The 26,175-nt window shown below is 66.4% G+C and carries 24 protein-coding genes; 21 read left to right on the top strand and 3 right to left on the bottom strand.

Annotated elements, in window-relative coordinates; translation table 11 throughout:
* Nucleotides 1-126 precede the first annotated feature (126 nt).
* The 5 genes from TVB01_RS07195 to TVB01_RS07175 all read left to right on the top strand — a co-directional run bounded on the left by TVB01_RS07195 (nucleotide 127) and on the right by TVB01_RS07175 (nucleotide 6,134).
* On the top strand, nucleotides 127-966 hold the full coding sequence (locus TVB01_RS07195) for an ABC transporter ATP-binding protein (RefSeq protein ID WP_422455229.1): 840 nt from the start codon (nucleotides 127-129) through the stop codon (nucleotides 964-966).
* The gene (locus TVB01_RS07190) at nucleotides 948-2,519 is read left to right on the top strand and encodes a transporter (protein WP_422455228.1); all 1,572 of its coding nucleotides are present in this window, start codon (nucleotides 948-950) and stop codon (nucleotides 2,517-2,519) included. The genes TVB01_RS07195 and TVB01_RS07190 overlap by 19 nt, the downstream gene beginning before the upstream one ends.
* Before the next feature lie 31 nt (nucleotides 2,520-2,550).
* Complete coding sequence (locus tag TVB01_RS07185) at nucleotides 2,551-2,856, top strand: DUF3039 domain-containing protein (RefSeq protein ID WP_422455227.1); 306 nt, start codon at nucleotides 2,551-2,553, stop codon at nucleotides 2,854-2,856.
* Between the two features lie 69 nt (nucleotides 2,857-2,925).
* The gene (locus tag TVB01_RS07180) at nucleotides 2,926-4,344 is read left to right on the top strand and encodes an MFS transporter (protein ID WP_422455226.1); all 1,419 of its coding nucleotides are present in this window, start codon (nucleotides 2,926-2,928) and stop codon (nucleotides 4,342-4,344) included.
* Nucleotides 4,341-6,134, top strand: coding sequence for a DEAD/DEAH box helicase (locus TVB01_RS07175; protein ID WP_422455225.1), 1,794 nt, complete (start codon nucleotides 4,341-4,343; stop codon nucleotides 6,132-6,134). The genes TVB01_RS07180 and TVB01_RS07175 overlap by 4 nt, the downstream gene beginning before the upstream one ends.
* 90 nt (nucleotides 6,135-6,224) lie before the next feature.
* On the opposite strand, the gene TVB01_RS07170 is transcribed toward TVB01_RS07175, so the two are convergent.
* Complete coding sequence (locus tag TVB01_RS07170; RefSeq protein ID WP_422455224.1) at nucleotides 6,225-6,842, bottom strand: nicotinamidase; 618 nt, start codon at nucleotides 6,840-6,842, stop codon at nucleotides 6,225-6,227.
* On the bottom strand, nucleotides 6,839-8,173 hold the full coding sequence (locus TVB01_RS07165) for a nicotinate phosphoribosyltransferase (RefSeq protein ID WP_422455223.1): 1,335 nt from the start codon (nucleotides 8,171-8,173) through the stop codon (nucleotides 6,839-6,841). The genes TVB01_RS07170 and TVB01_RS07165 overlap by 4 nt, the downstream gene beginning before the upstream one ends.
* 88 nt (nucleotides 8,174-8,261) lie before the next feature.
* Here TVB01_RS07165 and clpS point away from each other — a divergent pair, with 88 nt between their 5' ends.
* The 8 genes from clpS to TVB01_RS07125 all read left to right on the top strand — a co-directional run bounded on the left by clpS (nucleotide 8,262) and on the right by TVB01_RS07125 (nucleotide 14,289).
* Nucleotides 8,262-8,570: an ATP-dependent Clp protease adapter ClpS gene (gene clpS / locus TVB01_RS07160; RefSeq protein ID WP_422455222.1), complete on the top strand. Its 309-nt coding sequence runs from the start codon at nucleotides 8,262-8,264 to the stop codon at nucleotides 8,568-8,570.
* A gap of 30 nt (nucleotides 8,571-8,600) precedes the next feature.
* Nucleotides 8,601-9,164, top strand: a complete 564-nt coding sequence (locus TVB01_RS07155) for a DUF2017 domain-containing protein (RefSeq protein WP_422455221.1) — start codon at nucleotides 8,601-8,603, stop codon at nucleotides 9,162-9,164.
* 65 nt (nucleotides 9,165-9,229) lie between these two features.
* The gene (murI, locus tag TVB01_RS07150; protein WP_422455220.1) at nucleotides 9,230-10,204 is read left to right on the top strand and encodes a glutamate racemase; all 975 of its coding nucleotides are present in this window, start codon (nucleotides 9,230-9,232) and stop codon (nucleotides 10,202-10,204) included.
* On the top strand, nucleotides 10,201-11,085 hold the full coding sequence (locus TVB01_RS07145; RefSeq protein ID WP_227894667.1) for an MBL fold metallo-hydrolase: 885 nt from the start codon (nucleotides 10,201-10,203) through the stop codon (nucleotides 11,083-11,085). The genes murI and TVB01_RS07145 overlap by 4 nt, the downstream gene beginning before the upstream one ends.
* Nucleotides 11,086-11,095: 10 nt before the next feature.
* A complete protein-coding gene (gene rph / locus TVB01_RS07140; protein ID WP_422455219.1) occupies nucleotides 11,096-11,851 on the top strand; it encodes a ribonuclease PH in 756 nt (251 codons plus the stop codon).
* The gene (rdgB, locus tag TVB01_RS07135) at nucleotides 11,848-12,495 is read left to right on the top strand and encodes an RdgB/HAM1 family non-canonical purine NTP pyrophosphatase (RefSeq protein WP_422455218.1); all 648 of its coding nucleotides are present in this window, start codon (nucleotides 11,848-11,850) and stop codon (nucleotides 12,493-12,495) included. The genes rph and rdgB overlap by 4 nt, the downstream gene beginning before the upstream one ends.
* 101 nt (nucleotides 12,496-12,596) lie before the next feature.
* Entirely contained in the window at nucleotides 12,597-13,283 is a 687-nt protein-coding gene (locus TVB01_RS07130) for a DedA family protein (protein WP_422455217.1), read from the top strand.
* A gap of 1 nt (nucleotide 13,284) precedes the next feature.
* Entirely contained in the window at nucleotides 13,285-14,289 is a 1,005-nt protein-coding gene (locus TVB01_RS07125) for an exonuclease domain-containing protein (protein WP_422455216.1), read from the top strand.
* Between the two features lie 16 nt (nucleotides 14,290-14,305).
* Here the strand turns inward: TVB01_RS07125 and TVB01_RS07120 are convergent, their stop codons facing one another.
* Entirely contained in the window at nucleotides 14,306-15,340 is a 1,035-nt protein-coding gene (locus TVB01_RS07120) for an ADP-ribosylglycohydrolase family protein (RefSeq protein ID WP_422455279.1), read from the bottom strand.
* 273 nt (nucleotides 15,341-15,613) lie between these two features.
* On the opposite strand from TVB01_RS07120, the gene TVB01_RS07115 reads away from it, so the two are divergent.
* The 8 genes from TVB01_RS07115 to TVB01_RS07080 all read left to right on the top strand — a co-directional run bounded on the left by TVB01_RS07115 (nucleotide 15,614) and on the right by TVB01_RS07080 (nucleotide 26,111).
* On the top strand, nucleotides 15,614-16,585 hold the full coding sequence (locus TVB01_RS07115; protein ID WP_422455215.1) for an MIP/aquaporin family protein: 972 nt from the start codon (nucleotides 15,614-15,616) through the stop codon (nucleotides 16,583-16,585).
* 82 nt (nucleotides 16,586-16,667) lie between these two features.
* Nucleotides 16,668-17,831, top strand: coding sequence for an exonuclease SbcCD subunit D (locus TVB01_RS07110; RefSeq protein ID WP_422455214.1), 1,164 nt, complete (start codon nucleotides 16,668-16,670; stop codon nucleotides 17,829-17,831).
* Nucleotides 17,828-20,926 carry an AAA family ATPase gene (locus TVB01_RS07105; protein ID WP_422455213.1) on the top strand — a complete coding sequence of 1,033 codons (3,099 nt, stop codon included), beginning with the start codon at nucleotides 17,828-17,830 and terminating at the stop codon, nucleotides 20,924-20,926. Before TVB01_RS07110 ends, TVB01_RS07105 begins: the two co-directional genes overlap by 4 nt.
* 136 nt (nucleotides 20,927-21,062) lie before the next feature.
* Nucleotides 21,063-22,400 carry an MFS transporter gene (locus TVB01_RS07100; RefSeq protein WP_422455212.1) on the top strand — a complete coding sequence of 446 codons (1,338 nt, stop codon included), beginning with the start codon at nucleotides 21,063-21,065 and terminating at the stop codon, nucleotides 22,398-22,400.
* A 226-nt stretch (nucleotides 22,401-22,626) separates the two neighbouring features.
* Nucleotides 22,627-23,613: an ABC transporter substrate-binding protein gene (locus TVB01_RS07095; protein ID WP_422455211.1), complete on the top strand. Its 987-nt coding sequence runs from the start codon at nucleotides 22,627-22,629 to the stop codon at nucleotides 23,611-23,613.
* Nucleotides 23,614-23,651: 38 nt separating this feature from the next.
* Entirely contained in the window at nucleotides 23,652-24,440 is a 789-nt protein-coding gene (locus TVB01_RS07090) for an ABC transporter permease (RefSeq protein ID WP_422455210.1), read from the top strand.
* Nucleotides 24,437-25,210, top strand: a complete 774-nt coding sequence (locus TVB01_RS07085) for an ABC transporter permease (RefSeq protein WP_422455209.1) — start codon at nucleotides 24,437-24,439, stop codon at nucleotides 25,208-25,210. Before TVB01_RS07090 ends, TVB01_RS07085 begins: the two co-directional genes overlap by 4 nt.
* Nucleotides 25,200-26,111 (top strand): ABC transporter ATP-binding protein, encoded by a 912-nt coding sequence (locus TVB01_RS07080; protein WP_422455208.1) that lies wholly within the window; start codon nucleotides 25,200-25,202, stop codon nucleotides 26,109-26,111. Before TVB01_RS07085 ends, TVB01_RS07080 begins: the two co-directional genes overlap by 11 nt.
* The last annotated feature ends 64 nt before the right edge of the window (nucleotides 26,112-26,175 follow it).

Here is a 26,175-nt window from a genome sequence, read left to right as displayed (position 1 = left end):
ACGAGGAGCCGGTGCGGCTGCGCAACGGCTCCTAGTCCGTGCGGCGGGGCCGGCACGGCGTCTTTGTTACTGGATTTCGTCCGCAGGATGGAGCACAGGCAGGGTTCCGGTTGCTAGGTTTTCTATATGAGCCAAACACCCGATGCCTCCGCAGTGCCCGACGGGAACCCGCAGTCCGCACCCGCCGTGCAGGCACCAGCCGAACCAACCCCCGTGCCCGCGCTAGCCATTCGCGGACTGGCCAAGCGGTTTGGGCAGAAAATTGCCGTCAACGGCATCAACCTTGATGTCCCCACAGGGTCGTTTTACGGACTCGTTGGGCCGAACGGCGCCGGAAAGACGACTGCACTCTCCATGGCAACCGGGCTGATGCGTCCGGACTACGGACAGGTATGGGTCCACGGGGTGGATGTCTGGGAGAAGCCGCTGGAAGCCAAGCGTCTCATGGGCGTGCTTCCCGACGGCGTGCGTCTTTTCGACCGGCTGACGGGCGAACAGCTGGTGACCTATGCCGGCCTGCTGCGCGGCATGGACCGCGACACCGTGGCTGAGCGCACCGCTGACCTTCTGCGCGCCCTGGACCTTTCGGCAGATGCAGGCACGCTGGTGGTGGACTACTCCGCCGGCATGACCAAGAAGATCGCCCTGGCCTCGGCGCTGATCCACGCACCGCGCCTGCTGGTCCTGGATGAACCTTTCGAAGCCGTTGATCCGGTCTCAGCCGCGAACATCCGCGACATCCTCGCAGACTACGTGTCCTCCGGCGGAACGGTGATTGTGTCCAGCCACGTGATGGACCTGGTGCAGCGCATGTGCGACCACGTTGCCGTGGTCGCCGCAGGCAACGTCCTGGCGGCCGGAACCGTGGATGAAGTCCGCGGCGGACAGAGCCTGGAAGACACCTTCGTGAGCCTGGTGGGCGGACGCAGCACATCGGAGGGCCTCTCATGGTTGCGCACCTCCTAAAGCTCAAGCTGATCCTGCTGCGCAACTCGCTCAAGCGCAGTCCCTGGCAGATTGTCGGAATCGCCTTTGGCGCGCTTTACGGCCTGAGCATCCTCGGGCTAATGCTGGGCGGCCTGTTCTTCCTCACCTACAACGACCCTGCGCTGGCACGGATCCTGGTGATCCTGGGCGGCTCTGCTGCCGTGCTGGGCTGGGCAGTGATCCCGGTCGTGGCCACCGGCGTGGACATGACGCTGGACCCGGCCCGCTTCGTGACCTTCGCGATTCCGATGCGCCAGATGATCCTGGGGCTGGCACTTGGGTCCCTCATCGGCATCCCCGGCATCATCACCCTGGGGTCCGCACTGATTCAGGCCGTGGCGTGGTGGCGGTACCCCGCTGCAGTGCTTGCCGGAGTGCCGGCGGCGGTGGTGGCGGTGTTCACCTGCGTGGTCATGGCCAGGCTCGGGGTGGCGGCTACGACGTCGCTGGCCTCCAGCCGCCGCTTCAAGGACGTATCAGGGCTCGTGGTCATCATCCCGCTGATGTTCCTTGGCCCGGTCATCGGCTTCACGGCCACTGCCGTCACTGTCGACGGAGACTTCCTGGGCAGGCTTGCTGACGTCCTGGCCTGGACGCCGCTGGGCAGCGCCTGGGCAGTTCCGGGCGACGTCGCCCTCGGCAGTGCGGGCACTGGCCTGCTCCGCCTGCTCATTTCGGTCCTCTTCCTTGCAGTGATTACCTGGGCCTGGAAAGCGCTGCTGGCCCGTGCGCTCGTCACTCCGGCCCACAACGCCACGGCGAGCCGCAGCGCCGGCAAGCTGGGTTTCTTCGCCCGTTTCCCGGCCACTCCCACCGGTGCAGTAGCCGCCCGGGCCCTGACGTACTGGGTCCGCGACCCGCGCTACAGTGCCTCCCTGATCATCGTCCCCGTGCTCGCCGTCGTCCTGATCTTTGCGGTGCAGACTGAAGGGCTCCCTCCGGTAGTCCTGGGCATCGGTCCGCTGGTGGCGTTCCTGCTCGCCTTTGGTATTTCCGCAGACATCTCCTACGACAACACCGCGTTCGCCCTGCATCTCTCCACCGGGGTCTCGGGGACAGCGGACCGGGCTGGCCGTGCCATTGCCTGTGCTGTTTTCGCCCTGCCGGCAACGCTTATCGCGGCAGTTGTTCCTCCGATCGTCCTTGGCCGGCCGGAGGACGTACCGGTACTGCTGGGACTCTGCATCGGCCTGCTGCTGAGCGGGCTGGGACTCTCCAGCGTCTTCTCCGCCCGGTACACCTACAACGTGCCGCTGCCGGGGGAGAACGCCTTCAAGACTCCTCCGGGTTCCGCAGGAAGGACCATGCTGGTCCAGTTCCTGTGGCTGGCCGTTCAGTTCGTCGTCGCCCTGCCGCTGCTGGTTCCGGCGGCGCTGTACGCCTTCGGGCTGGGAAGCGCCTGGGGCTGGGTGAGCCTTGCTGTGGGCGTGGTCTACGGATCGGCTGCCCTCGCGGCAGGCATCCGGATTGGCGGACGGTGGCTGGACAGGCGTGGTCCCGAGGTCCTGCTGGCTGTGACAGTCAACAAGTAGGAGCGGGGGCGCCGGGTACTAAGATAGGGGCATGACTCTGCCTCCTGATCCCTTCGAATCCGACCCCATGCGCCGGGCTGACAGCGGTTCTTCCACCGCCGTCATCGAGCGCGAAGAGCAGCGCGAGCTTGTTGAACCCGGTGACGCCGAGCGTTTCTCGCACTACGTGCGCAAGGAAAAGATCATGGAATCGGCCCTATCGGGCGAGCCGGTCATTGCCCTGTGCGGCAAGGTCTGGACTCCGGGCCGGGATCCCAAGAAGTTCCCGGTCTGCCCCGCCTGCAAGGAAATCTACGAAGGGCTGCGCCCGGGCAATGACGGCGGCGGGAAGAAGTAGCGCCCGCGTCCTCCCTGTTGGCCTTCCCAGCCGTCGCATCCTGGCACGGCAGTAAGTCCTGATGCCCTTATGAGTGACCCACTGCCCGCAGCGCGCCGCGAGGGCGCGATGTCTGCTGCTTTCCGGCCGCTGACCCTTGGCGTCATCGCCATTGTCACCTGCGTGGCGTTCGAAGCCATGGCGGTCACGACGGCGATGCCCGTGATCGGGGACGAGCTCGGCGCGGGCGCGGGCTACGGCCTCGCCTTCTCGATGTTCCTGACCGCCTCGCTGCTCGGCTCGGTCCTGGCAGGTTCCCGCTGCGACCTGGAAGGCCCGCGCCGGTCGCTGATCGCGGGCATGGCGCTGCTGGTCGCGGGGCTCGTGCTCTCCGCGGCGGCAGGCGAGTTCTGGCTGGTTACGGCCGGACGGGCAGTTTCCGGACTGGGCAGCGGCGCAATGGTTGTGGCCCTGTATGTGATCATCGGGCAGGTTTACCCGTCCAGGCTGCAGCCGGTGATTTTCGGGTGGGTGGCGACCGCCTGGATCCTGCCGTCCATGGTGGGACCCCTGGCAGCAGGAGTGCTGGCACAGTACGCCAGCTGGCGCTGGGTTTTCGCCGTCGTGATTCCCATTGTCCTGATCGCGGCCGCGCTCGTCTGGCCGCGTGTGCGCCATCTTGGCCCGCCGGAGAGCCCGGAACTTGACCGTGCCCTGGGCCGCAGGCGCGCGGTCTGGGGAGTGTTCCTGGCCGGAGGTGTCTTCGCGGCGCAGTGGGCCGGGAACGAGGCCGCTGCTGCGGGGTCCGTGCTGCTTGGAATCCTCACGGCCGCGGGTGTGCTGGCTGCAGTTGCAGCGCTTTCCGTGCTGCTTCCGCCAGGGACTCTGTGGCTGCGCCGGGGCCTGCCTTCGGTGGTGGCGACACGCGGATTGATCAACGCCGCCTTCGTGGCGGCGGAAGCCTTCATGCCGGTGATGCTCCTGGCCGTTTACGGCGTGAGCCCGGCCACTGCCGGAATTGCACTGACCGCCGGCGCGGTAGGCTGGGCCATTGGATCCTTCCTGCAGGCCCGGGTACCCGGAGACCGGCGCCACCTGCTCCTCGCGGGTGGTTCAGGCCTGCTGACGCTGTCTATAGGCGGTACCGGCCTGATGGCCGGGGCGCAGGCGCCCTTCTGGCTCCTGGTGACCGTCTGGTCGCTGGCGGGCGTGGCCATGGGTGCGGCGCTGTCCAGCACGTCCGTGCTGGTCCTGGACGCCTCCTCGGCTGCCGACCGGGGGCAGAACTCGGCGTCGCTGCAGCTTGCCGACCAGGTGGGTGCCGTAGCAGGTACCACGGTTGGAGGGGTGCTGCTCGCCGTCCTGGTGCAGCGCGGACCTGTGGGCCAGGAAACCGGTTATGCCCTGATGTGGCTGGTCCTCGCAGTCTTTGCGGTGATTGGAACAGCTGCGGGCATCCGCAGTGCAATTGTTAGACCAAGTACCGGAAAGGTGCCTTCCCAAGCGTGAGTCCCGATACCCTTTTCGGCGGCGGTGGACCGGCGCTGCCCCCTGCCTATCCCGAACGGGCAGCATGGGGAACAGCCCCGAAGCTGCGCCAGTGGCAGGCCGAAGCCCTGGAAAAATACTTCGCCAAGAATGACAACGATTTCCTGGCCGTGGCGACCCCCGGCGCAGGCAAGACCACCTTCGCCCTGCGTGTAGCCACCGAACTGGTGGAACGCGGCGTCGTGAACCGGATTACCGTCGTCGCGCCTACCGACCACCTCAAACGGCAGTGGGCGGATGCTGCCGCACGCGTCGGACTGGCGCTGGACCCCAATTTCAAGAACGCGGACGGACGGCACGGGCACGGCTTCATCGGCGTGGCCGTGACCTATGCGCAGGTGGCCAGCAAACCAATGCTGCACCGCGCCAAGACCGAAGCAGCCCGGACGCTGGTCATCCTGGATGAGATCCACCACGGCGGCGACGCGCTGTCCTGGGGCGACGGCATCCGTGAAGCGTTTGAACCGGCTGCCCGGCGGCTGTCGCTGACCGGTACGCCGTTCCGCTCCGACACCGCTCCCATTCCGTTCGTCGAGTACATCGAGGACGGCGCCGGAATCCGCCGCTCCAAAGCCGACTACACCTACGGCTACGGCCAGGCGCTGAAGGACCATGTGGTCCGCCCGGTGATGTTCATGGCGTATTCCGGCCAGATGCGGTGGCGCACCAGTGCCGGCGAGGAAATGGCTGCGTCGCTGGGCGAGGCAGCGGTGACCAAGGACATCACCGCCCACGCCTGGCGCACGGCGCTGAACCCGGCCGGTGAATGGATTCCGGCGGTCCTCGCTGCTGCTGACCGCCGGCTCAGCGAGGTGCGGCGCGCCGTGCCAGACGCCGGCGGCCTGGTCATTGCCACGGACCACGAAGACGCCCGCGCGTACGCCGGGCAGCTGAAGAAGATTACCGGTGAATCACCCACGGTGATCCTCTCCGACGACGCGAAGGCCTCCGAGAAGATCGAGGAATTCTCTGCAGGCACGCAGCGCTGGATGGTGGCGGTGCGCATGGTGTCCGAAGGCGTGGACGTGCCGCGTCTCGCCGTCGGAGTCTATGCGACGTCGACGTCGACGCCCCTGTTCTTCGCCCAGGCCGTGGGCCGTTTCGTGCGTGCCCGCAAGCGCGGAGAAACGGCGTCGGTGTTCCTGCCGTCGGTACCCACGCTGATGATCCTGGCGAATGAGATGGAAGTGGAGCGCGACCACGCGCTGGACCGTCCGGAGAACCATTCCGAGGAGGAAGGCTTCGGCCTGGATGACGCGCTGATGGAAGCGGCGAACCGGGAAGAGAAGGCTTCCGGGGAACTTCAGAAGCAGAAGTTCGAAGCGCTGGAATCGCAGGCTTCCTTTGACCGGGTTCTGTTCGACGGCGGCGAGTTCGGTACCGGAGGCGAACTGGGCAGCGAGGACGAGCAGGACTTCCTGGGCATCCCGGGACTGCTGGACGCGGAGCAGGTCACCATGCTGCTGCGCCAGCGGCAGCAGGAGCAGCTGTCCCGCCGCGGCAGGCGCAAGCCGGAGGAAAAGGTGCCGGAGGCGCTGCCATCGGTCGCCGACCACCGCCAGCTCACGGAACTGCGGGCCCAGCTGGCCAAGAACGTCTCGGCCTGGTCTGCCCGCTCCGGCATGCCTCACGGCATGGTGCACAGCGAACTCCGCCGGATCTGCGGCGGCCCCGCCGTCGCGCAGGCGAACGAGGAACAGCTGCAGAAGCGGCTGGAGAAGCTCCAGGACTGGTTCATCGGCCGCAAGTAGCCCCCTGATCCATCGAGATGACAGAAACTGCCCGTATCAGGCCTGATACGGGCAGTTTCTGCTATCTCGATAAAGGGGGAGGGGGAGGGGTTAGAGGTCCAGGAGTTCGACGCCGGCATCCTCGAGGTCATCGAGGGCCGCAAGCACATCGACCCGGTCCAGGCCGCGGCAGAGCTCGGGAATCACATACGTGTCGTAACCGGCGGCAACAGCATCCAGTGCGGTGGACTTAACGCAGTAGTCCGTAGCCAGCCCCACAATCACCACTTCGTCCACGCCGTTGTCCCGCAGCCAGTCGTCAAGGGACACGGTGTCGGTATCGGGTGCGGGTTCGGCGTCCGGCTCCCCGAGGGGAACTTCGACGTCGGGGGCCAGCACACCCTCAAAGCCGGAGTAAGCGGCTTCATACTGCCCCTTGCGGAAGTAGGCGTCGATGAACTCCGTATCCAGGTCCGGGTTCAGCGCTGCGCCGTGGGTTCCGGCCACGCAGTGCACCGGCCAGGTATCACGGAAGTTCGGGTTGTCCGAGAAGTGGCTGCCCGGCTCGATGTGCCAGTCCTGGGTCGCCACGACGGCGGAGTACCGGTCCCGTGAGCTCTCGATGTAGTCGCTGATCTCCACCGCGGCGTCGTTCCCTCCGGGAACGGCGAGACTACCGCCTTCGCAGAAGTCGTTCTGGACATCAACCACAATCAGTGCACGGGTCATCGGGTTTCCTCCTCGAATTCGGTCGGGATCACGGGTTCGCCGCGCTGCAGGCGGTAAGCCGCCGCGGGCAGTTCAAGCAGTGAAGCGTCATGGCGGGCACGGGCCCGTACCACAGCGTCCGGTCCGGTCCAGCCGTCCTTCAGGACGCCGTCGGACACAAAGGTTTCCAGCAGCTCGCGGTCGTTGCCGTCGTTGTCCGGACGGCTGCCCACGCCCACCACCTCGGCAGTGGCACGACCGCGCTCATTCAGCCGGCGGAGGGCGTATTTGTGCCCGCCGAGCGAAGCCTTGTTCTTGGCTGCCTTGGCCACGGAAACGAAGTTCCCGTCGGTTCCTTCGCGGCTGACGAGCTTGTAGACCAGGCCGGCGGTTGGGGCGCCGGAACCGGTGACCAGCGAGGTGCCCACGCCGTAGGCATCAACGGGAGCCGAGCCCAGTGCTGCAATCGCGTACTCGTCCAGGTCCGAGGTCACCATGATGCGGGTGGACGTGTTGCCCAGTTCGTCCAGCAGCTCGCGCACCCACTGGGCCTGGGCGACCAGGTCACCGGAGTCCAGCCGGACCCCGCCCAGTTTGTGGCCGGCGACGGCGACGGCGTTGCGCACGCCCTGCTCGACATCGTACGTATCCACGAGCAGGGAAGTGTTCAGTCCCAGCGAAGCGGTCTGCGCTTCGAAGGCCTGGACCTCGGAGTCATGCAGCAGGGTGAAGGAATGGGCGGCCGTTCCAACGGTCTTGATGCCGTAGCGCAGCCCGGCCTCAAGGTTGGAGGTGCTGTCGAATCCGGAAATGACGGCGGCCCGCGCGGCTGCGACCGCCGCTTCCTCATGGGTGCGCCGTGAGCCCATTTCGATGCAGGGCCGTCCGCCGGCAGCGCTGGTCATCCGCGAGGCAGCGGAGGCGATGGCGCTGTCATGGTTCAGGGTGGAGAGGATGAGGGTTTCCAGGATGCACGCTTCGCCGAAACTGGCCTCGACCTGCAGGATCGGGGAACCGGGAAAATAGACGTCGCCCTCGGCATAGCCGGTGATGGTGCCGGAGAAGCGGAAATCAGCCAGCCAGGCGATGGTGCGCTCATCGACCACACCCGTGGCGGCCAGGAAATCCAGCTGGGGTTCCTCGAAACGGAAGTCCTGGAGGGCTTCGAGCAGCCGTCCGGTCCCCGCGACGATCCCGTAGCGCCGGCCATCGGGGAGCTTGCGGGCAAAGGCCTCGAAAACGGACCGCCGTTCGGCGGTGCCCGCGTGCAGTGCGGCCTGCAGCATCGTGAGTTCGTAGTGGTCGGTGTACAGGGCGGCGTTGGGACGCTGCCACGCAGTGGGACTGTTCACACCAAAACTCTAACGCGTGGGGTTGGCCATGCGCCGCACGTTGCGCTGCGGATCGGCCGGGCACGGCAGCCAAACTACAATTGGCTCCATGAGCTTAGCCACCCTCCCGGGAACCGGGACCCAAACGGATACCTGGACGGCAGAACAAGCCATGGAGGACGTTCCTTGGGTGGTCATTGTCTGGAACGATCCGGTGAACCTCATGAGCTACGTGAGCTACGTCTTCCAGAGCTACTTCGGGTACTCCGAGGAAAAAGCGAACCAGCTGATGCTCCAGGTGCACAACGACGGGAAATCGGTGGTGGCCACCGGTCCGCGCGAAGAAGCTGAGCGCCACACCCTTGCCATGCACTCCTACGGACTCTGGGCCACGTTCCAGAAGGCCGACCAGCCCTAGGGCCGGCGAAACTAGCGGAAAGGTCATTTCTTGGCTACCGGATTCAAGCTCACCCGCAAGGGGATTACCGCCCACCTGGAACCGGGGGAGCGGACCCTGCTGCGCGGCCTGTTTTCCGACGTCATCACGATGCTGACCCCGGACACGCCGGCCCACACCGATCCCCTGGCGGCCATGGTCGGCATGGACAGCAGCGCCGAGGTGCCCCAGGACCCGGCCCTGCTGCGGCTGCTGCCCGACGCGGTCCAGGACAATGACGACGACGCCCTGGAGTTCCGGCGGCTGACCGAACGTTCGCTGCGGGAAGGGAAGATCGGGTCCCTTCGGGCAGCGTCCCTGGCCCTGGAATCGAACCAGATTCACCTGGATCCGGAACAGGCGCGGCATTTTGCGCAGGCACTGAATGACGTGCGGCTGGTGCTTGGAAGCAGGCTGGACCTGCGCACCGACCAGGACGCGGAGGCGCTGCACTCCATCACGGAACCCGGGGATGCCGAGGACGTGGAACAGTACCTGGCCCTTGTCTACAACTTCGTGACCTGGCTGCAGGAAACGCTGATGAAGGCACTCCTGGACACCCTGCCGGCCAGGTAAGTGTGACCAAGGCCACTGCTTTTCGCATGTCCCGGTGAGAAACCGGGGACTATTGTCGAAACATCATGAGCTCTGACCATCCGGGTACTTCGCCGCTGAAGGACGCCCTGCCGAAGACCACCGACGCGCCGATCGGCATTTTCGATTCGGGTGTTGGTGGTCTCACCGTTGCCCGGGCAGTGATCGACCAGCTGCCCAACGAGTCCATTCTTTACGTCGGGGACACGGCCCACGGTCCCTACGGCCCCCTGCCGATCGCCGATGTCCGGGCCTACGCGCTGGGCGTGATGGACGAACTGGTGGATGCGGGCGTGAAGCTGCTGGTGATTGCCTGCAACTCCGCCTCGGCCGCGGTCCTGCGCGACGCCCGTGAACGCTACACCCTCCGCTACGGCATTCCGGTCATCGAAGTCATCCAGCCGGCAGTGCGCCGTGCAGTGGCGGCCACCCGCTCCGGCAGGGTCGGAGTCATCGGCACTGCAGCAACAGTGGGCTCGCGTGCCTACGACGACACCTTCGCCGCGGCACCGCACCTGGAGGTTTCGTCGGTGCCCTGCCCGGCCTTCGTGGAGTTTGTCGAGGCAGGCGTCACCAGCGGCGAGGAACTCCTCCGGGCGGCTGAGGGCTATCTCGCTCCGCTCAAGGAACGGGAGGTGGACACCCTGGTGCTGGGCTGCACGCACTATCCGCTGCTCACCGGCGTCATCTCCTACGTGATGGGCGACGGCGTCACGCTGGTTTCCAGCGCCGAGGAAACGGCCAAGGACGTGTACCGGGCGCTGCTGACCCACGGCCTGCAGCGCGAATCGCCGGAGCCCCCCAGCCACCGTTTCGTCGCTACCGGCGATGCCGAATCTTTCGAACTCCTGGCCCGCCGGTTCCTTGGCCCGGAAGTGCTCCGGGTAGAGCACGCCGACTCTGTTGCCGCACGGTATCCGACCGGGGTGCTGGCACGGATCACTCCGGAGATGATCGCCGAGGCCCGTGCTGCCGCCGGGCGGCGCAGAACTGCCGGCGCTCTCCGGGACGGTGTGCTGTGAAACTGACGATCGTTGGCTGTTCCGGCTCTTTCCCCGGCCCCGCCTCGCCGGCGTCGTGCTATCTGGTGACGGCCAGCGACGGGACCCGCGACTGGCGCATCCTGCTCGACATGGGCAACGGCTCCCTCGGGACCCTGCAGCGCTACATGGACATCCGGGATATCGATGCGGTCCTCATTACCCACCTGCATCCGGACCACTTCATGGACCTGTGCGGCCTGCACGTAGCCGTGCACTGGGACCCCAACGGCTGGAACCGGGACCGGGTCAAGGTGTATGGGCCCTCCGCCACGGCTGACCGGATAGCGGTGGCCTACGGACTCGATCCGGAGCCGGGCATGCATGAGGATTTTGAGTTCCTGTCCTGGCAGGCCGGAGAACCGGTGGAAATCGGCCCGTTCAAGGTGACGCCGTTTCCGGTCGCCCACCCGGCCGAGGAAGCCTATGCACTTCGGGTGGAAGCTTCCGGGACGGCAGAGGACGGCTCCGAAACCCTGCGGACCCTGGCGTATTCAGGGGATACGGATTCCTGCCCCGGCCTGGAAGAAGCAGCAAGGAACACGGATGTGTTCCTGTGTGAGGCTGCCTTCCATGAGGGACGTGACGACGCGATCAGCGGAGTCCACCTCACCGGGAAACGGGCCGGAGCGGCAGCCACCGCAGCGGGCGCGCGCCGGCTGCTGCTGACCCATTTGCCGGTCTGGAACGACGCGAACACAGCGGTGCTGGAGGCCCGGGAAACCTACGACGGCGATCTCGCTGTTGCGGTCGCGGGCGTCTCCTACGACGTCGGCACACCCTTTGTGCCCCCGCTGGCCGTGGAGCGGCTGACTCCGCCGCTGGGGCACCCCTCGGAAGGGCGTCCGCTGAGCGGCCGATAGACTGGGGCCTATGACTACAGCTCCGAATTCTTCGCCTGTCCTGCGCGCCGACGGCCGCACACCCGACCAGCTCCGCAGCATCAGCATCACCCGCGGATGGTCCAACCAGGCAGAAGGGTCGGCGCTGATTGAGTTCGGCAACACCCGGGTGCTGTGCACCGCTTCACTGACGGCGGGAGTTCCGCGCTGGCTCAAGGGTGAAGGCAAGGGCTGGGTCACCGCCGAGTACGCCATGCTTCCCCGCGCCACCAACACCCGCAACGACCGTGAGTCCGTCAAGGGCAAGATCGGCGGCCGGACGCATGAGATCTCCCGGCTGATCGGCCGGTCGCTGCGCTCGGTGATCGACACCCGCGCCCTCGGCGAGAACACCGTGGTCCTGGACTGCGACGTCCTCCAGGCCGACGGCGGCACCCGCACCGCGGCTATCACCGGTGCGTACGTGGCGCTGGCGGACGCACTCGCCTGGGCCAAGGAGAACAAGCTCATTGCCCGCACGGCCGAGCCGCTGATTGACACTGTTGCCGCCATCTCGGTCGGCATCATCGACGGCGTGCCCATGCTGGACCTGCCGTATGTCGAAGATGTCCGTGCGGAGACCGACATGAACGTCGTGGTCACGGGCAGCGGAAAGTTCGTGGAAGTCCAGGGCACCGCCGAAGGCGCCCCCTTTGACCGTGCCGAACTCGACGCACTCCTGGACCTTGCCCTGCTCGGGACCTCCGAGCTGGCAGAGATCCAGCGGCGCACCCTCGCGGGCCAGTGAACGCCGCCGAACCCCGCCTGGTCCTGGCGACGCGCAACGCAGGCAAGCTCCGGGAACTGCGTGAGCTGCTGCGCGGACGGATTCCCGGACTCGACGTGGATACCCAGGTGATCGACGCCGCTGCGGCCGGTGTTCCGGATGTCCCTGAAACCGGCGTCACGTTTGAAGAAAACTCACTCCTGAAGGCGCGTGCCGTGGCTGCCGCAACCGGCCTGCCGGCCATCGCCGACGATTCCGGCCTCGCCGTCGACGTCCTCGGCGGGGCCCCCGGCATCTTCTCCGCCCGCTGGTCCGGTGTCCACGGCAATGATGCCGCGAACCTCGAGCTGCTGCTGGCGCAGCTGGCGGACATCGGGGAGGATCATCGGAGCGCAGCCTTCGTGTGTGCTGCGGCCCTCGCAGTCCCCGGCGGAGCCGAGATCGTGGAACGCGGCGTACTGCGCGGCACCCTGCTGGACGAGCCCCGCGGCAGCGGTGGATTCGGCTACGATCCGATCCTGAAGCCGCTGGGGGAGACGCGGAGCTGTGCCGAACTGAGCGCCGGCGAGAAGAACGCGATCAGCCACCGGGGCCAGGCGTTCCGCGCGTTGCTGCCGGCCATCGTCCGGGTCCTCGGCGAATCCCAGGAGACAGCACAGGCGTGATTTGCGCCATAGCTTTCCCCGGGTGATCTGTGCAGCGGCACACCGCGGACGGGCCGCAGCGTTCTTGGCCTGCGGGCGAGTAGGGCACAATTGGTTCCGATATGAGTATCCTGATCAGCGCCGCCACAGAACCCTCCAGCTCCGATTCGGCCCTGGGAGGGGTTGCCGAGTGGGCCGTAAGCATCATGGAAGCCATCGGCGCTCCCGGCGCGGGTCTTGCCATCGCCCTGGAGAACCTGTTTCCGCCGCTGCCGAGCGAAGTCATTCTGCCGCTGGCCGGTTTCGCTGCCAGCCAGGGAAACTTCTCCATTGTTGAGGCCCTGATCTGGACCACGCTTGGCTCGGTCCTGGGCGCCTGGGTGCTGTACGGGCTCGGCGCCTGGCTGGGCCGCGACCGCATGCGTGCCATCGTGGAAAAGGTTCCGCTGGTGGACATCGAGGACGTGGACAAGGTGGAGGCCTGGTTTATGAAGCACGGCTACAAGGCCGTGTTCTTCGGGCGGATGATTCCCATTTTCCGCTCCCTCATCTCCATCCCGGCCGGTATCGAGAAGATGCCCATGCTCAAGTTCCTGGGGCTGACACTGGCCGGCAGCCTTATCTGGAACAGCATCTTCGTGTATTCCGGTTACTTCCTGGGCGAAAGCTGGCACATCGTTGAGGAATACGCCGGGATCTTCCAGAAGATCGTGATCGCGGCGGTCCTGATCGCCGGCATCTGGTACATCACCTCCAAGATCCGCTCCTACCGCCGGAGGAAGGCCCAGCGCACGGCCGAAGATTCCTGACGTGGGCGTAGATTTCACCGCCATAGATTTTGAGACTGCGAACGGTTTCCGCGGATCTCCCTGCTCGGTCGGCCTGAGCAAAGTGCGGGACGGCCGGATCGTGGAGGAAACGTCCTGGCTGATGCGCCCGCCCGAGGGGCACGATTTCTTTGACCGTCGCAACACCGGCATCCACGGCATCGAGGCGTCGATGGTGGCGGGCAAACCCCGGTTCGGTGAGCTCTTTCCCGAGATCGGCGCCTTCATCGGCGAGGACCTGCTCGTGGCGCACAACGCCGCGTTCGACCTCGGCGTCATCCGCTCAGCGCTGGAAGTCTCCGGGCTGGCGGGGCCCGCCTATGACTATGCCTGCACCGTCATGCTGTCCCGGCGCACCTATTCGCTGCCCTCACATTCCCTGCCGTTCGTGGCGGAAGCTGCAGGGGTGCCGCTGAAGAACCACCACGACGCGGCAGCGGATGCCCGCGCCTGTGCCGGAATCCTCATCGATATCATCCGGCGCTCCGGCGCTTCGGGGACCGCAGAGTACTTCGCACTCCAGGGCAAAAAGCCCAACCATGCCCCCGCCTACCGTCCCGGCATCGATCCGGTCTCCAAGGCCACCCGCGACGCGCTGGAGCGCGGAACCGGTGCACCGTCGGCCGCGGGGTCCTTCACCGGCTGGCCGTCCGAGGGAGTGAATCCTCCGCCCAACCCGGACGCGTTTCCGGGCCATCCGCTCTTCGGACAGACCGTGGTGTTCACGGGGAACCTGGGCATGCCACGGCAGGACGCCAAGGACCGCGCGGCTGAGCTCGGTGCACGGCCGGCCAGCAACGTGACCCGTTCCACTACCGTTCTGGTGGTGGGCGACGGCTTCGAAGCAGGGGACCTGCGCAACGGCCGCGTCACGGGCAAGGCCCGGAGGGTGCTGGACCTGCATGAACGCGGCCAGCGCATCGAAGTGCTCTCCGAAGCCGAGTTCCTGCAGATGCTTGGCGGGACCTGGCCGGCGGCCAGCCAATAGGCCGCCGGGTCCCGGTTTAGCCTGCTGTAACCCGGATCAGCGCGTCGGCCATCTTTTCCACGGTTTCCCGTGCGTCGATAGCCTGGATCCAGTCCGCCGGAACCGCGGTGCGGCCGTGGAGGGTACCCATGATGTTGCCGGTCACCGAGGCAGTCGAATCGCTGTCGCCGCCGTGGTTGGCGGCCAGAATGACGGCCTTGCGGAACTGGGCTTCGGGTGTGCCTGCATCCGCGGATGCAAGGGCGCAGTAGACGCCAATGGCGAGGGCTTCTTCAGCAACCCAGCCTTCCCCCAGTGCCTGTGTCATGCGCTCCGGGGATGAGGCGGCCTCTCCGGCCAGCTCTTCCGCGGCAAGTGCGACGGCGGCCTCCAGCCGGGCGGCGAGTTCCGGAACACCGCTGGCAGCGGCGCGCTGTACGGCAGCCGCAGCGGCCCCGGCAAGCCCAGCCCCGTCGGGGAGCAGGTCATGGATCAGCGTGCTGAAGACTGCGGCGCTGTGGATCGCGGACGGATGACCATGCGTCAGGGCAGCGCCGTCGGAGCTGAACTTGTAGACCGTTTCTGCTTCGATCCAGGGAAGCAGGCCAAAGGGGGCCGAACGCATCACGGTGCCGCAGCCCTTGGAATCCGGATTGACCGGGCGCGTGCGCGTCCCCATCTCTCCGGTCATCAGCCCGGACAGGCAGGCATTGCCTGGAGCACGGCGATGATGGAGTACCTCCTGCGCATCGATCCAGCGTCCAGGCTGGTCCGGCGCATTCGCCGGCAAGGACTCGCCTTGGGTCTTGAGCCAGCGCAGGTAAGCCAACCACAGGCAGGCCGTCTCGTCGGCGGCCACGCCGTCGTTGGCCCATTCCAGCACCTCTACGAGCCCGTCCACGGTGTAGAGGGTCATCTGGGTGTCGTCCGAGATGGGGGAGGGGCGCTCCAACTGCTCAAAGCCGGTGAGTCCTCCGGCACCAAAACGGGACCGGACACCATTCATTGAATCGAACTCCACGGCATAGCCGAGGGCGTCTCCAACGGCTCCTCCCAGCAGGCAGCCCCTCACCTTGTCCTTGAACCGTGCGGAGTCGGAGGGTTGGGCTGCGGCGGGGTCCGGCGTCCCGGAACCGGCATCGGAAGATGGTTTCACCTTTCCAGCATAGGTCTCCCGCCGGGGCCCTTCCGTTCAGACGGTGCGAGTGTATGCTCAGTGCGCACCCAGCAGACTCACAGGAACCGGTGGAAGTCTGGGTGGTTTGCACCGTTCCGGGTTCTCCCCGGGCGCGTGAGCGCCGCTCGCGGCAACAACATATCTCCCACTGATAGGAACTTCTCCTCAATGACTGCTGAGCCACATTTCCCCGCCGGAGCCTCGGCTGCAGAGCCCGGGTCCGCCCGGATCACCCCCCTGCGTTCGTATGGGCTCGTCGGCCGCAGCATCGCTGAAGCGGCCGGTTCCTTCCTCCTGGTACTGGCAGGCCTGGGCGTTTCCTTCTTCAACCCTTCCGGCGGACTCTCGGCCCCCCTGGCCTTCGGACTCGTCCTCGCCGCGGCCATCATTGCTTTCGGCTACATCTCCGGAGGCCATTTCCTCCCGACCATCACCGTGGCAAGTGCGCTGGCCGGCAGGACCAGCTGGAAGTCCGTGCTGCCCTACATCGTGGCCCAGGTGGTGGGTGCGCTGCTCGCGGCCGTCATCCTCTGGGTTTCCATGACCGGGCACCCGCAGATTCCCGAGACTCAGCCGTTCTTCTCAGCCGTGGCGAACGGCTTCGCCGAGCACTCGGCAACACAATTCCCGCTTGCCGGAGCACTCCTGACAGAGGTCATCGCCGCGGCGCTCCTGACTGCCGTCTTCCTGGGCGGCGGCACGCGCCTGCCGTCGGCTGCAGCCGCCTTTGCCACCGGTGTCACCTACGCGGCGCTGCTGACGTTCCTGGTCCCCATCACCGGCGGATCCATCAACCCGGCCCGCTCTACGGCCACCGCGGTCTTCGCTGAAAGCTGGGCCCTGGGCGAGCTCTGGCTCTTCTGGGTGGCTCCGCTGCTCGGCGCCGCGATCACCGGCCTGATCTACCGCAGCCTCGATCTCTCTGCTTCCCCTGCAGCTCAGGTCGCGGAAGCCGAGCTGGACGACGCCGACGGCGGCACGGCTGCTGCCTCCGCGCCGGCACCGGAGACCGGCACGGCTTCCGCTGTGCAGGCCGACCCGGGGCGAGAGAACGAAGTGCGCGGCTTCTTTGAAAACGACGATGCCCGGGACAGCGACGGCGACCCGGACAACGGCACGGCAGATCCCCGCCGCTCCTAGGAGCGGCTGCACCGACGGTGACACTTCCGTTCCGGCAGGCGCCGGAACGGAAGTGTCACCGCCGGGCGGTAGTTTGGTTGGTATGCGAATCCTGCACACCTCAGACTGGCACCTGGGCCGCTCTTTCCACGGAGTCGGCATGCTGGAGGCCCAGCGGGAGTTCCTGGCCCAGCTGCTCGACACCGTCCGCACCTCGGCAGTGGACGCCGTCCTCATTTCCGGTGACGTGTACGACCGCGCTCTTCCCGGCGTCGACGTCGTCCGTCTCCTGGACCAGGCCCTTGCTGACATCACGGCAGCCGGCGCCCGCGTCATCCTCACGAGCGGGAACCATGATTCCGCCGCAAGGCTGGGCTTCGGCGGCAGGATCTTCGAGCAGGGCGGGGTGCATCTGCGCACCGGGATCGATGCGATCACGGCACCGGTCCTGCTGGGGGAAGGCACCCCCGTCGCCGTCTACGGCATTCCCTACCTGGAACCCCGGCTCGCTGCACCCGAACTCGGTCCGGACGTATCCCCGACCCACGCCGGCGTCCTGGGCGAAGCGGTTCGGCGGATCCGCGAAGATGTGGCCCGCAGGCAGGCATCCGGTGCACCGGTCCTGCCGCTCGTCATGGCACACACCTTCGCCAGCGGCGGGATCACCTCCGACAGTGAACGCGACCTCTCGGTGGGCGGTGTCGGTGCGGTACCCCTGGATCTGTTCAGCGGCTTCACCTACGCAGCCCTGGGACATCTGCACGGATGCCAGGAACTGGCCCCCAACGTCTGGTACAGCGGCTCGCCCCTTCCTTATTCCTTCTCCGAAGCGCGCCAGTCCAAGGGCGGGCTGCTGGTCGAGATCGACGACGCCGGCCTCACGGCAGTGACTCCCGTCCCGTGGAAAGCGCCGCGGAACCTCCGGATCCTGCGGGGGACCTTGGACGGACTCTTGGAAGATCCGGACCTGAGCACGGCCGAAGACGCCTGGTGCCAGGTCACCCTGACCGATGAGCAGCGGCCCGTCAAAGCCATGGAACGCATCCGGTCCCGCTTCCCCGGCACGCTCGTCCTCACCTTTGAGCCGCCGTCCGGCTCCCGCGGAGTCAATGAGAGCTACAGCAGGCGGCTGGCCCGGGCGACAGATGACCTGGACGTCTGCTGCGGATTCCTGGACCATGTCCGGTCCCGTGAGGCAGCGCCGGAGGAACGGGACCTCTTCGCCGAAGTCCTGGGCAAGGTCAACGCGGCGGAGGTTTCCAAGTGAGGATCCACCGGTTGGAGATGCAGGCGTTCGGCCCCTTTGCCGACCGCCAGTCCATCGACTTCGACGAACTGGGCGCCCAGGGACTGTTCCTGCTCAACGGCCCCACCGGCGCCGGCAAGACCAGCGTCCTCGACGCCATTTGCTTCGCCCTCTACGGTTCGGTTCCCGGAGCCAGGCAGGAAGCCCGCAAGCTGCGCAGCGACCACGCATCCCCGGGGACACCCCCTGAGGTTGTCCTTGACTTCAGCGCCGGGCCGCGCCGGTTCAAGGTGGTGCGCAATCCGCAGTGGGAGCGCCCGGCCAAACGGGCCGGCAGTGCGACCGGAACTGTTACTGAACAGGCGCGGACCCTGCTCAGCGAGTTCGTCAACGGTGAATGGACGCAGAAGACAGCCCGCAATGACGAGGCCGCCGCGGAGATCCAAAGCCTGCTCGGGATGAGCCGGGAGCAGTTCACCCGCGTGGTCATGCTGCCCCAGGGCGACTTTGCCGCCTTCCTGCGGGCCGATGCAGCGTCCCGCGCGGACCTGCTGCAGCGGCTGTTTGGCACGTGGCGTTTCGAGGAAATCGAGCGGCAGCTCAAGGAACAGACGGATGCCGCACGTTCCCGTCTCGCCGAGGCCCGGTCCGCCGGTGAACTCCTGCGGGCCCAGGCCCGCAACGAAATCATGCGCTGTGCCAAGCTGCTGGGAGAACCCGCGGAGGACGAAGACAGTCTGGAGCAGCCCCAGGAGGCCGAGCAGGACTCGGCGTGGCTGGAATCCGTGCGGAATACCCTCTCCGAACGCCTGAGCGCCCTGCGTGCAGAGCAGGAGGAAAGCAGTTCGGAGCTGGAGCGTGCAGAGGAGACCCTGCACCAGCTGCAGGCCCGGCGTGCCCGCGGCATGGCCCGGCTCCAGCTCGAGGCAGATGAAAGGGACCATGCCCGGCGGGAAGCCGCCATGGTTCCCCGGCGGCGGGCGCTCGCGGATCATGACCGTGCGGCCGCCCTCGCGGGTTACCTGGCGGCCTGCTCCTCCGCGGCACGAAGCTTCCGGGACGCCTCCGCTGCGGCCGGAGACTCGCTCGGGGAACTGCGGCAGGCTGCAGGCCGTGCCGGCTTTGCCGAGCTGGTTCCGTCCGGCGACGGCGGGGAATCTGACGCGGAGGAGCTGCCGGTTCCGGCGGCACTCGACGGATTGGACGATCACACGGGGGCGGAAATATCCGCCGCCGAAGTTCTCCTGGCCGAAGTGGAACGTGCTGCGGCTCTGCAGCACCAGGCTGCCGCAGAGCGTACCCGGGAGGAAACGCTTCGGACAGAAGCGGACGGTATCCAGAAGGCAGCGGCGGCGCTGCGCGGAGAGCAGGACGGGCTGCGTTCCGGCCTTCCCGCGCTGCGGACGGCGGCTGCAGCTGTTCAGGATTCCCGTGCCCGGATGGAGGAGGCTGCCAGGACCCAGGAAGTGATCGCGGCGTACCAGCGGGCCCTGGCCGCTTCCGGAGCGTCCGCCGAACACGCTGCAGACGCGCGGCAGCGCTACCAGGACCAGCGCGAACGGTGGCAGTGCCTGCTCCAGCTCCGCCTGGACCAGGCTGCCGCGGAGCTGGCCTCGGCACTTCAGGACGGCGAAGGTTGCCCGGTGTGCGGAAGCACCAGCCATCCGGAACCGGCTCCGTTGCCGGAAGACGGAGGTTTTGTCACCCGCGAGGAAGAAGCCGCTGCCCGGCAGGAGACCGAGGCCGCGGAAAAGGAATGGGACGCGGCACGCCTGGTGGCAGAGACCGACGCCGCCGCAGTCTCCAGCCTTCGGGGACAGGGAGGGGAGGCCAACGCCGACGAAGCCCGCCGCGCGGGCGAAGAGGCCGAGCGGGATTACCGGATCGCGCTGGAAGCCGCGCAGCGGCTTGCTGCTGACGAAGAACGCCTGCGCATCCTTGAGGACGAAATCGGGCAGCTCGACGGCCGGATATCGCTCCTGCTCCAAGACGCTGCCCAGGCCCAGGCACGGGCAGCCTCAGCTGAGGAAGAGGCCGCCGGCCTTCTGGACCGAGGGACGAATGCAGACCCGGCTGCCCTCACGGGGCGGGTGAAGGAACTGAAACGCGTGCGCCGTCTCTCCGGGACCGCCAGGTCTGCGCTGCAGGCTGCAGGCCACGCCGCGTCCGTCCAGAAGGACTCCAGCCGGGCACTTTCGGAAGCACTGGACGGAACAGGGTTCGCAGACGAGGCCGCTGTCAGGGCAGCCCTGCTGCCGGAGGCGGAGGCAGGTGAACTTCGCAGCCGGCTGGAGGAACTGGACCTGGAAAACGCACGGCTGGCCATGCGGCGCGAAAGCCAGGACGCAGCAGCGCTGGACGGCGACGGCGAGCCGGAGGCCATGCCGAACGAAGAGGATGTTGCCGAGGCCTCGGAAAGCGCCGAAGCCGTGCGGCAGGCCGTCACGGGCAAGGCCCTGCAGATTGGGCTTCTGGAAGGATCCGCCGCCGCCTTGGAAGACCTGGCGGGCAAACTGGCAGCTGCCGAAGAAGAGATACGGCCGCTGCAGGAACGGCATGACCTCCTCTCCTCGGTCACCGATACGGCCCGCGGCAACGGTGAGAACAGCTACCGCATGGCGCTGAGCACGTATGTACTCGCAGCACGCCTTGAACAGGTGGCTGCGGCGGCAACAGAGCGGCTGGCTGCGATGACGGCGGGCAGGTATTCGCTGGTGCACGACGATTCGCGTTCCGGAAACCGCCGGGCAGGACTCGGGCTGCACGTCATTGACGATTGGACGGGCATCCGCAGGGACACCTCCACGCTCTCTGGCGGTGAGTCCTTCATGGCTTCCCTGGCACTCGCGCTTGGCCTAGCCGACGTCGTCCAGCAGGAGGCGGGCGGAACGAGCATGGAGACATTGTTCGTGGACGAAGGCTTCGGGAGCCTCGATGAGGAAGCCCTCGAACAGGTGATGGACGCCCTGGAAGGGCTGCGCGACGGCGGGCGGGTGGTCGGACTGGTCAGCCACGTGGCGGAAATGAAACAGCGCATCGGCGCCCAGCTTCAGATCACCCGGGGACGCAACGGCTCGACGGTGCGGTTCCGGGCAGCTGAAACCCTTCCGGCGTGAGGCCCCGCTCCGGCGTTTGCCCAGAGCGAAGCCGCACGCCGGTGTGCAGGGGGCAAGGGTAAGATCGTTGTGTAGCCGGGTTGGGCGCATCGGGTGGAGGGACGATGCGCGTTTTAGCCTGAACTGAGCACACACCATGAGTCCTGAACCGTTTGCCCACGAGTACCCTGACGTGCACGCCCCCGCCAAACCGGCCCCGGACGCCAGCGTCCCGCCTGCGGTGACGAAACCCGCCACTGGCCGTTACTCCCGAATCTTCGAGATTGCCGGCTCCGCCTTTTTCTCGGTCGGCTTCCTGGCCCGCCTCCCGCTCGCCATGCTGACTATCGGCGCGCTCACCCTGGTCACGAGCATCACCGGCTCCTATGGGCAGGGAGGCTTCGCCGCCGGCGCGGTGGGACTGGGGTCTGCGCTTGGTGCGCCGCTGCTGGGCTACCTGGCGGACCGCATTGGCCAGCGCCCGTTGCTGCTGGGAACCGCGGTAGCTAATCCACTCATGATCCTTGCTGTCCTGTGGACTGCCTCGCAGCTTCCCGGCGGGGGACCGCTGGCTGCCGTGCTGGCCGCAGCATTCGCGATGGGGGCTTCCGCCGCCCAGGTGGGTCCGCTGGCCCGCGTCCGGTGGATGTCCCTGACTGCACGGGACCGCACCGGGCAGGAACTTGGGACTGCGCTGTCCTACGAGAGCATGGCCGATGAACTCAGCTTCGTCCTCGGCCCCGCCCTTGTGGGGCTGCTGGCTGCCTCGGTAGCGCCCTGGCTTCCGCTCGCCTTGGCCGCTGCACTTTCCGCGACCATGGTGACGGCCTTTGCCCTGCACCGGACGGTCGACGCTGTCCAGCCTTCACCCCGCCGCCGGCGCGCTGCCAACGGTGCCCGCGCCTCCAAGGACCGCAGCGAAGGCGTGTCCTGGGCGCTGCTTGCACTTCCTGTCCTGGGCATGGTGGCCATGGGCACCTTCTTCGGAGCGACGCAGGCATCCCTGACTGCGTTCGGAGGGAGTTTCGGCATCGCAGACGCGGCCGGTCTTCTCTACTCCGTGATGGGTATCAGTTCTGCTGCGGCGGCTTTGTCCGTGGCGTTCTGGCCGGAGAAATTCAGTCAGTCTGCGCGGTGGGTGATGTCTGCCTTCGCCATGACCGGTGCCGCAATGCTCCTGCTGCTGCCCGGCGGCGTACCCGAAATGCTCGTGGTGCTGTTCATTCTCGGTATTCCCGTGGGACCCACTATGGTCAGCATTTTCGGCATCGGTGCCCAGCTGGCACCCCGCCATCTCATGGGGACCGTCATGACGCTGCTGGCCAGCGGCACGGTAACCGGAACGGCCATCGGGTCCGCGCTGGCCGGCCCGCTGGCAGAGGATTACGGGCACGGAGCCGCATTCTGGGTCAGCGCAGGAGCAGCCGCAGCGCTCCTGGTCCTGGGGCTGGCGTCCTCGGTCGCGGTCCGTCGCGGAAAAAAAGAACCAGCGTAGCCGAACCGCAGTGCCGGAGCCGCATTCTTTGCTGCTGAGACGGGTACATTACCGCTGCGTATCGAATGTGCTTCCAATCACATCTTTTCCTTGACTGGGAGTGACGCATTTCATAGCGTCTATCTGTAGAACTACTGTTCAGCATGCGAACATTCGCTGCACCAGGTGGTTCTGCATCCCCGCGTCCGTTCATGCGGGGGTTTCCCATGTTTAAGGAGCGCTCCAAGTGAAACGTACTGTCCCCGTCATCCTCGCCGCGACGGCGGCCCTCGCCCTCAGCGCCTGCGGCGGCGGCTCCCTTTCCGGCGACGAAGGCACGGCGGCGGCCGAAGGGTCCGCGGGCCTGACCCCGCTGTCTGTCGGCGTGATCCCGATCGTTGACACGGCACCCATCTGGCTCGGCAAGGAGCAGGGTTTCTTCGAAGAGGAAGGGATTGACCTCGATATCCAGACCACCACGGGTGGCGCGGCAGCCGTTCCCGGCGTGGTCAGCGGAGATTTCCAGTTTGCCTTCGGCAATGTCGTCTCGGTGATGGTGGCCAATGACAAGGGCCTGGACCTGGAGTTCGTGTCCAACGGCAACTCGACCACGGGTGACACCAGCTCCGACTTCGGCGCCGTCGTTGTCGCCGCAGACTCGGACATCCAGACCGCGGCGGATCTCGCCGGCAAGACGGTGTCCGTGAACAACCTTGCCAACATCGGTGACACCACCATCCGCAAGGTCGTCGAGGACGCCGGCGGGGACCATGAGAGCATCAAGTTCGTCGAGATTCCCTTCCCGGAGGCTCCCGCCGCGCTTGAAGGCGGACAGGTTGACGCCGCCTGGATCCTGGATCCGTTCCTGACGCAGTCCGTTGACAACGGTGCCCGGGTCATCGCCTACAACTTCGCCGAAACCCACGAGAACCTGGACATTTCCGGCTACTTCACGTCCGCGCAGTACGTCGGGGAAAACCCGGAACTGGTCGAGAAGTTCACTGCGGCGATGAACAAGTCCCTGGAATACGCCCAGGAGAACCCGGACGCTGTCCGTGACATCGTCGGCACCTACACCAAGATCGACGACGAAATGCGTGCCAAGATGATCCTGCCGACCTTCCGGGCCGAGTTTGACCGCGAAGGCCTGACCGTGCTGGGTGAGGCCGCCGCAAGCTACGGCACGCTCTCCAAGGCTCCGGACCTGGATGCCATGCTGCCCGCACAGGACTAACACCGGACTCTCTGTCCGGCTTTACAGAACGAGACGTTATGAACATCTCCAAACGCCTCCCCACGGGGCCGTTGCTTGGGTTGGCGGGAATCCTTGGATTCCTGCTGACCTGGGAACTCATTCCCCGGCTGGGTGTGGTCAATCCCCGCTTCCTTCCTCCCGCCAGCGAAGTGCTGGTCGTGTTCTTCAGCAACTTTGGGCTCGGCGCTTTCTGGGCCGCCGTTGCTGACACAATGACCGGCTGGTTCCTGGGCCTGCTGATCGCGACGGTAGCCGCCGTCGTGCTTGGACTCATCATCGGTTCCAGCGATTTCCTGCGGAAGGCAACCAACTCCACCATCGAGTTTCTTCGCCCGATCCCCTCGGTGGCGCTGATCCCGCTGGCCGTGCTGCTGTTCGGCCTGAGCCTGGAATCCACCCTGCTCCTGGTGATCTACGCTTCCTTCTGGCAGGTCCTGATCCAGGTCCTGTACGGAGTGGCTGACGTAGATCCGGTGGCGAGCAACACGGCCAAGAGCTTCGGCCTGGGCACGTTTGCCCGCATCCGGTACGTGGTGTGGCCCACCACCCTGCCGTACCTGATGACCGGCATTCGGCTGGCTGCAGCCGTAGCGCTGATCCTGGCCATCACCGCGAGCCTGATCATCGGTTCCCCGGGCCTTGGCAAGGAAATCGCCAACGCCCAGTCCGGCGGTGCCATCGCGCAGATGTATGCACTGGTACTCACCACCGGTGTCCTGGGCATTCTCATCAACATGGGCATGCGGATCATTGAACGCCGCACGCTGTCCTGGCACAGTTCGGTGCGCGGGGAGGTCGTCGTATGAACATTCTCAAGAAGACCGGCTACATCGTCGGATTGCCCGCACTGCTCATCTTCATCTGGTGGATCAGCACGCAGGGCAGCACCAACTTCTTCGTTCCCAAGCCGGGAACCCTGGTGGACAAGTTTTTCACCGTGTGGATCGGGGACCGGCTGGTACAGGATGTCCTGCCCAGCGTCACCCGCCTGGTGATCGGTATCCTCCTTGCCATCGTCCTCGGGGCCGGCCTGGGGATCCTCATCGGCACCACCCGGTGGCTGCGGAGCCTGCTGGAACCCGTACTGGAGTTCTTCCGGGCGATTCCGCCGCCGGTGCTGATTCCGGTGCTGATGCTGCTGATCGGCGTCAACGACCAGATGAAGATTGCCGTCATCGTCTCGGGCTGCATCTGGCCGGTGCTGCTCAACACGATCGAAGGCGTCCGCGCCGTCGACGGCGTGCTCAGCGATTCCGCCCGGACCTTCCGGATCGGCGGACTTGCCCGGCTGCGGTACCTGGTTCTTCCCAGCGCCAGCCCGCAGATCATGGCCGGCATTCGCCAGTGCCTGTCCATCGGCCTGATCCTGATGGTGATTTCGGAGATGTTCGCATCATCGGAGGGTCTCGGCTTCACCATCGTCCAGTTCCAGCGGTCCTTTGCCATTCCCGAAATGTGGAGCGGCATTGTGGTCCTGGGCCTGATCGGCGTGGCCATGTCATTTATGTTCCAGTGGGCTGAACGCCGCATTCTCGGCTGGTACCACGGTTTGAGAGAGGTTGAACATGCAGAGTAACCCCACGGATGGCCAGGGCCAGCCGCTGCTTTCGGTCCGGGGCGTCCAGAAGATCTACAAGGTTGACGCCGGAGAGATTGAAGCTGTCCGGAACCTGACGTTTGACCTGCGCCCGGGAGAACTGGTCTGCCTTGTCGGCCCGTCCGGAAGCGGCAAGACGACGCTGCTGAAGATCATTGCGGGGCTCATGGCCCCGACGTCGGGCGAAGTGGTCCTGGAAGGCAAGAAAGTCACCGAGCCGCCCAAGGACATGGCCGTTGTCTTCCAGGAGTACGGGCGGAGCCTGTTCCCCTGGATGACGGTGCGGGGCAACGTCGAGCTTCCGCTGAAGAACGCGCGCATCCCCAAGGGTGAGCGCAACCAGCTGGTGGACAATGCACTGGAGGCCGTTGGACTGCACGACGTGCCCACGAGCTACCCCTGGCAGCTCTCCGGCGGCATGCAGCAGCGTGTGGCCATCGCCCGTGCCGTGGCGTACCAGCCCAAGGTCCTGCTCATGGACGAGCCGTTCGCCGCCGTCGACGCCCAGACCCGGGCCGACCTGGAGGACCTGGTCCGAAGCGTGTGGGAGAAGCTGGGAGTCACGATTCTCTTCGTCACCCACGACATCGATGAGTCTGTCTACCTCGGGGAACGGGTGGTGGTGCTCTCGAGCTCGCCGACCGTGGTCCAGGAAGACATCGTGATTGACCTTCCGGAGAAGCGGGACCAGCTGACCACCCGGTCGCTTCCGCGGTTCGTGGAGCTGCGCAACCACGTGTATGAGCAGATCCAGATCGCCAAGCGCAACAAGGGGGCCGAAGCCGTCCAGGCCACCGAGTCCAGGACCTCGGTGCCCCACGGGGCAGCAATGGTCGACGGCGGAGACCCGCCCGGCGTCGGGGGAGGCGACTTCTCCTAGCAGCGGGCTCAGCAGCCGTTGAATACACAGGGACGCGGGGGTGTTTGGCCACGCGGGGGGAACC

This window comes from Arthrobacter sp. 7Tela_A1 (genome assembly GCF_049311065.1).
Classification (GTDB): domain Bacteria; phylum Actinomycetota; class Actinomycetes; order Actinomycetales; family Micrococcaceae; genus Arthrobacter_B.
This window is presented reverse-complemented; position numbering and strand designations above follow the sequence as displayed.

Excerpts from the sequence above, each read along its gene's own strand:
- TVB01_RS07195 (WP_422455229.1), top strand. The coding sequence starts at position 127 with ATGAGCCAAACACCCGATGCCTCCGCAGTGCCCGACGGGAACCCGCAG.
- TVB01_RS07190 (WP_422455228.1), top strand. The coding sequence starts at position 948 with ATGGTTGCGCACCTCCTAAAGCTCAAGCTGATCCTGCTGCGCAACTCG.
- TVB01_RS07185 (WP_422455227.1), top strand. The coding sequence starts at position 2,551 with ATGACTCTGCCTCCTGATCCCTTCGAATCCGACCCCATGCGCCGGGCT.
- TVB01_RS07180 (WP_422455226.1), top strand. The coding sequence starts at position 2,926 with ATGAGTGACCCACTGCCCGCAGCGCGCCGCGAGGGCGCGATGTCTGCT.
- TVB01_RS07170 (WP_422455224.1), bottom strand. The coding sequence starts at position 6,842 with ATGACCCGTGCACTGATTGTGGTTGATGTCCAGAACGACTTCTGCGAA.
- clpS (WP_422455222.1), top strand. The coding sequence starts at position 8,262 with ATGAGCTTAGCCACCCTCCCGGGAACCGGGACCCAAACGGATACCTGG.
- murI (WP_422455220.1), top strand. The coding sequence starts at position 9,230 with ATGAGCTCTGACCATCCGGGTACTTCGCCGCTGAAGGACGCCCTGCCG.
- rph (WP_422455219.1), top strand. The coding sequence starts at position 11,096 with ATGACTACAGCTCCGAATTCTTCGCCTGTCCTGCGCGCCGACGGCCGC.
- TVB01_RS07130 (WP_422455217.1), top strand. The coding sequence starts at position 12,597 with ATGAGTATCCTGATCAGCGCCGCCACAGAACCCTCCAGCTCCGATTCG.
- TVB01_RS07115 (WP_422455215.1), top strand. The coding sequence starts at position 15,614 with ATGACTGCTGAGCCACATTTCCCCGCCGGAGCCTCGGCTGCAGAGCCC.
- TVB01_RS07110 (WP_422455214.1), top strand. The coding sequence starts at position 16,668 with ATGCGAATCCTGCACACCTCAGACTGGCACCTGGGCCGCTCTTTCCAC.
- TVB01_RS07100 (WP_422455212.1), top strand. The coding sequence starts at position 21,063 with ATGAGTCCTGAACCGTTTGCCCACGAGTACCCTGACGTGCACGCCCCC.
- TVB01_RS07090 (WP_422455210.1), top strand. The coding sequence starts at position 23,652 with ATGAACATCTCCAAACGCCTCCCCACGGGGCCGTTGCTTGGGTTGGCG.
- TVB01_RS07085 (WP_422455209.1), top strand. The coding sequence starts at position 24,437 with ATGAACATTCTCAAGAAGACCGGCTACATCGTCGGATTGCCCGCACTG.
- TVB01_RS07080 (WP_422455208.1), top strand. The coding sequence starts at position 25,200 with ATGCAGAGTAACCCCACGGATGGCCAGGGCCAGCCGCTGCTTTCGGTC.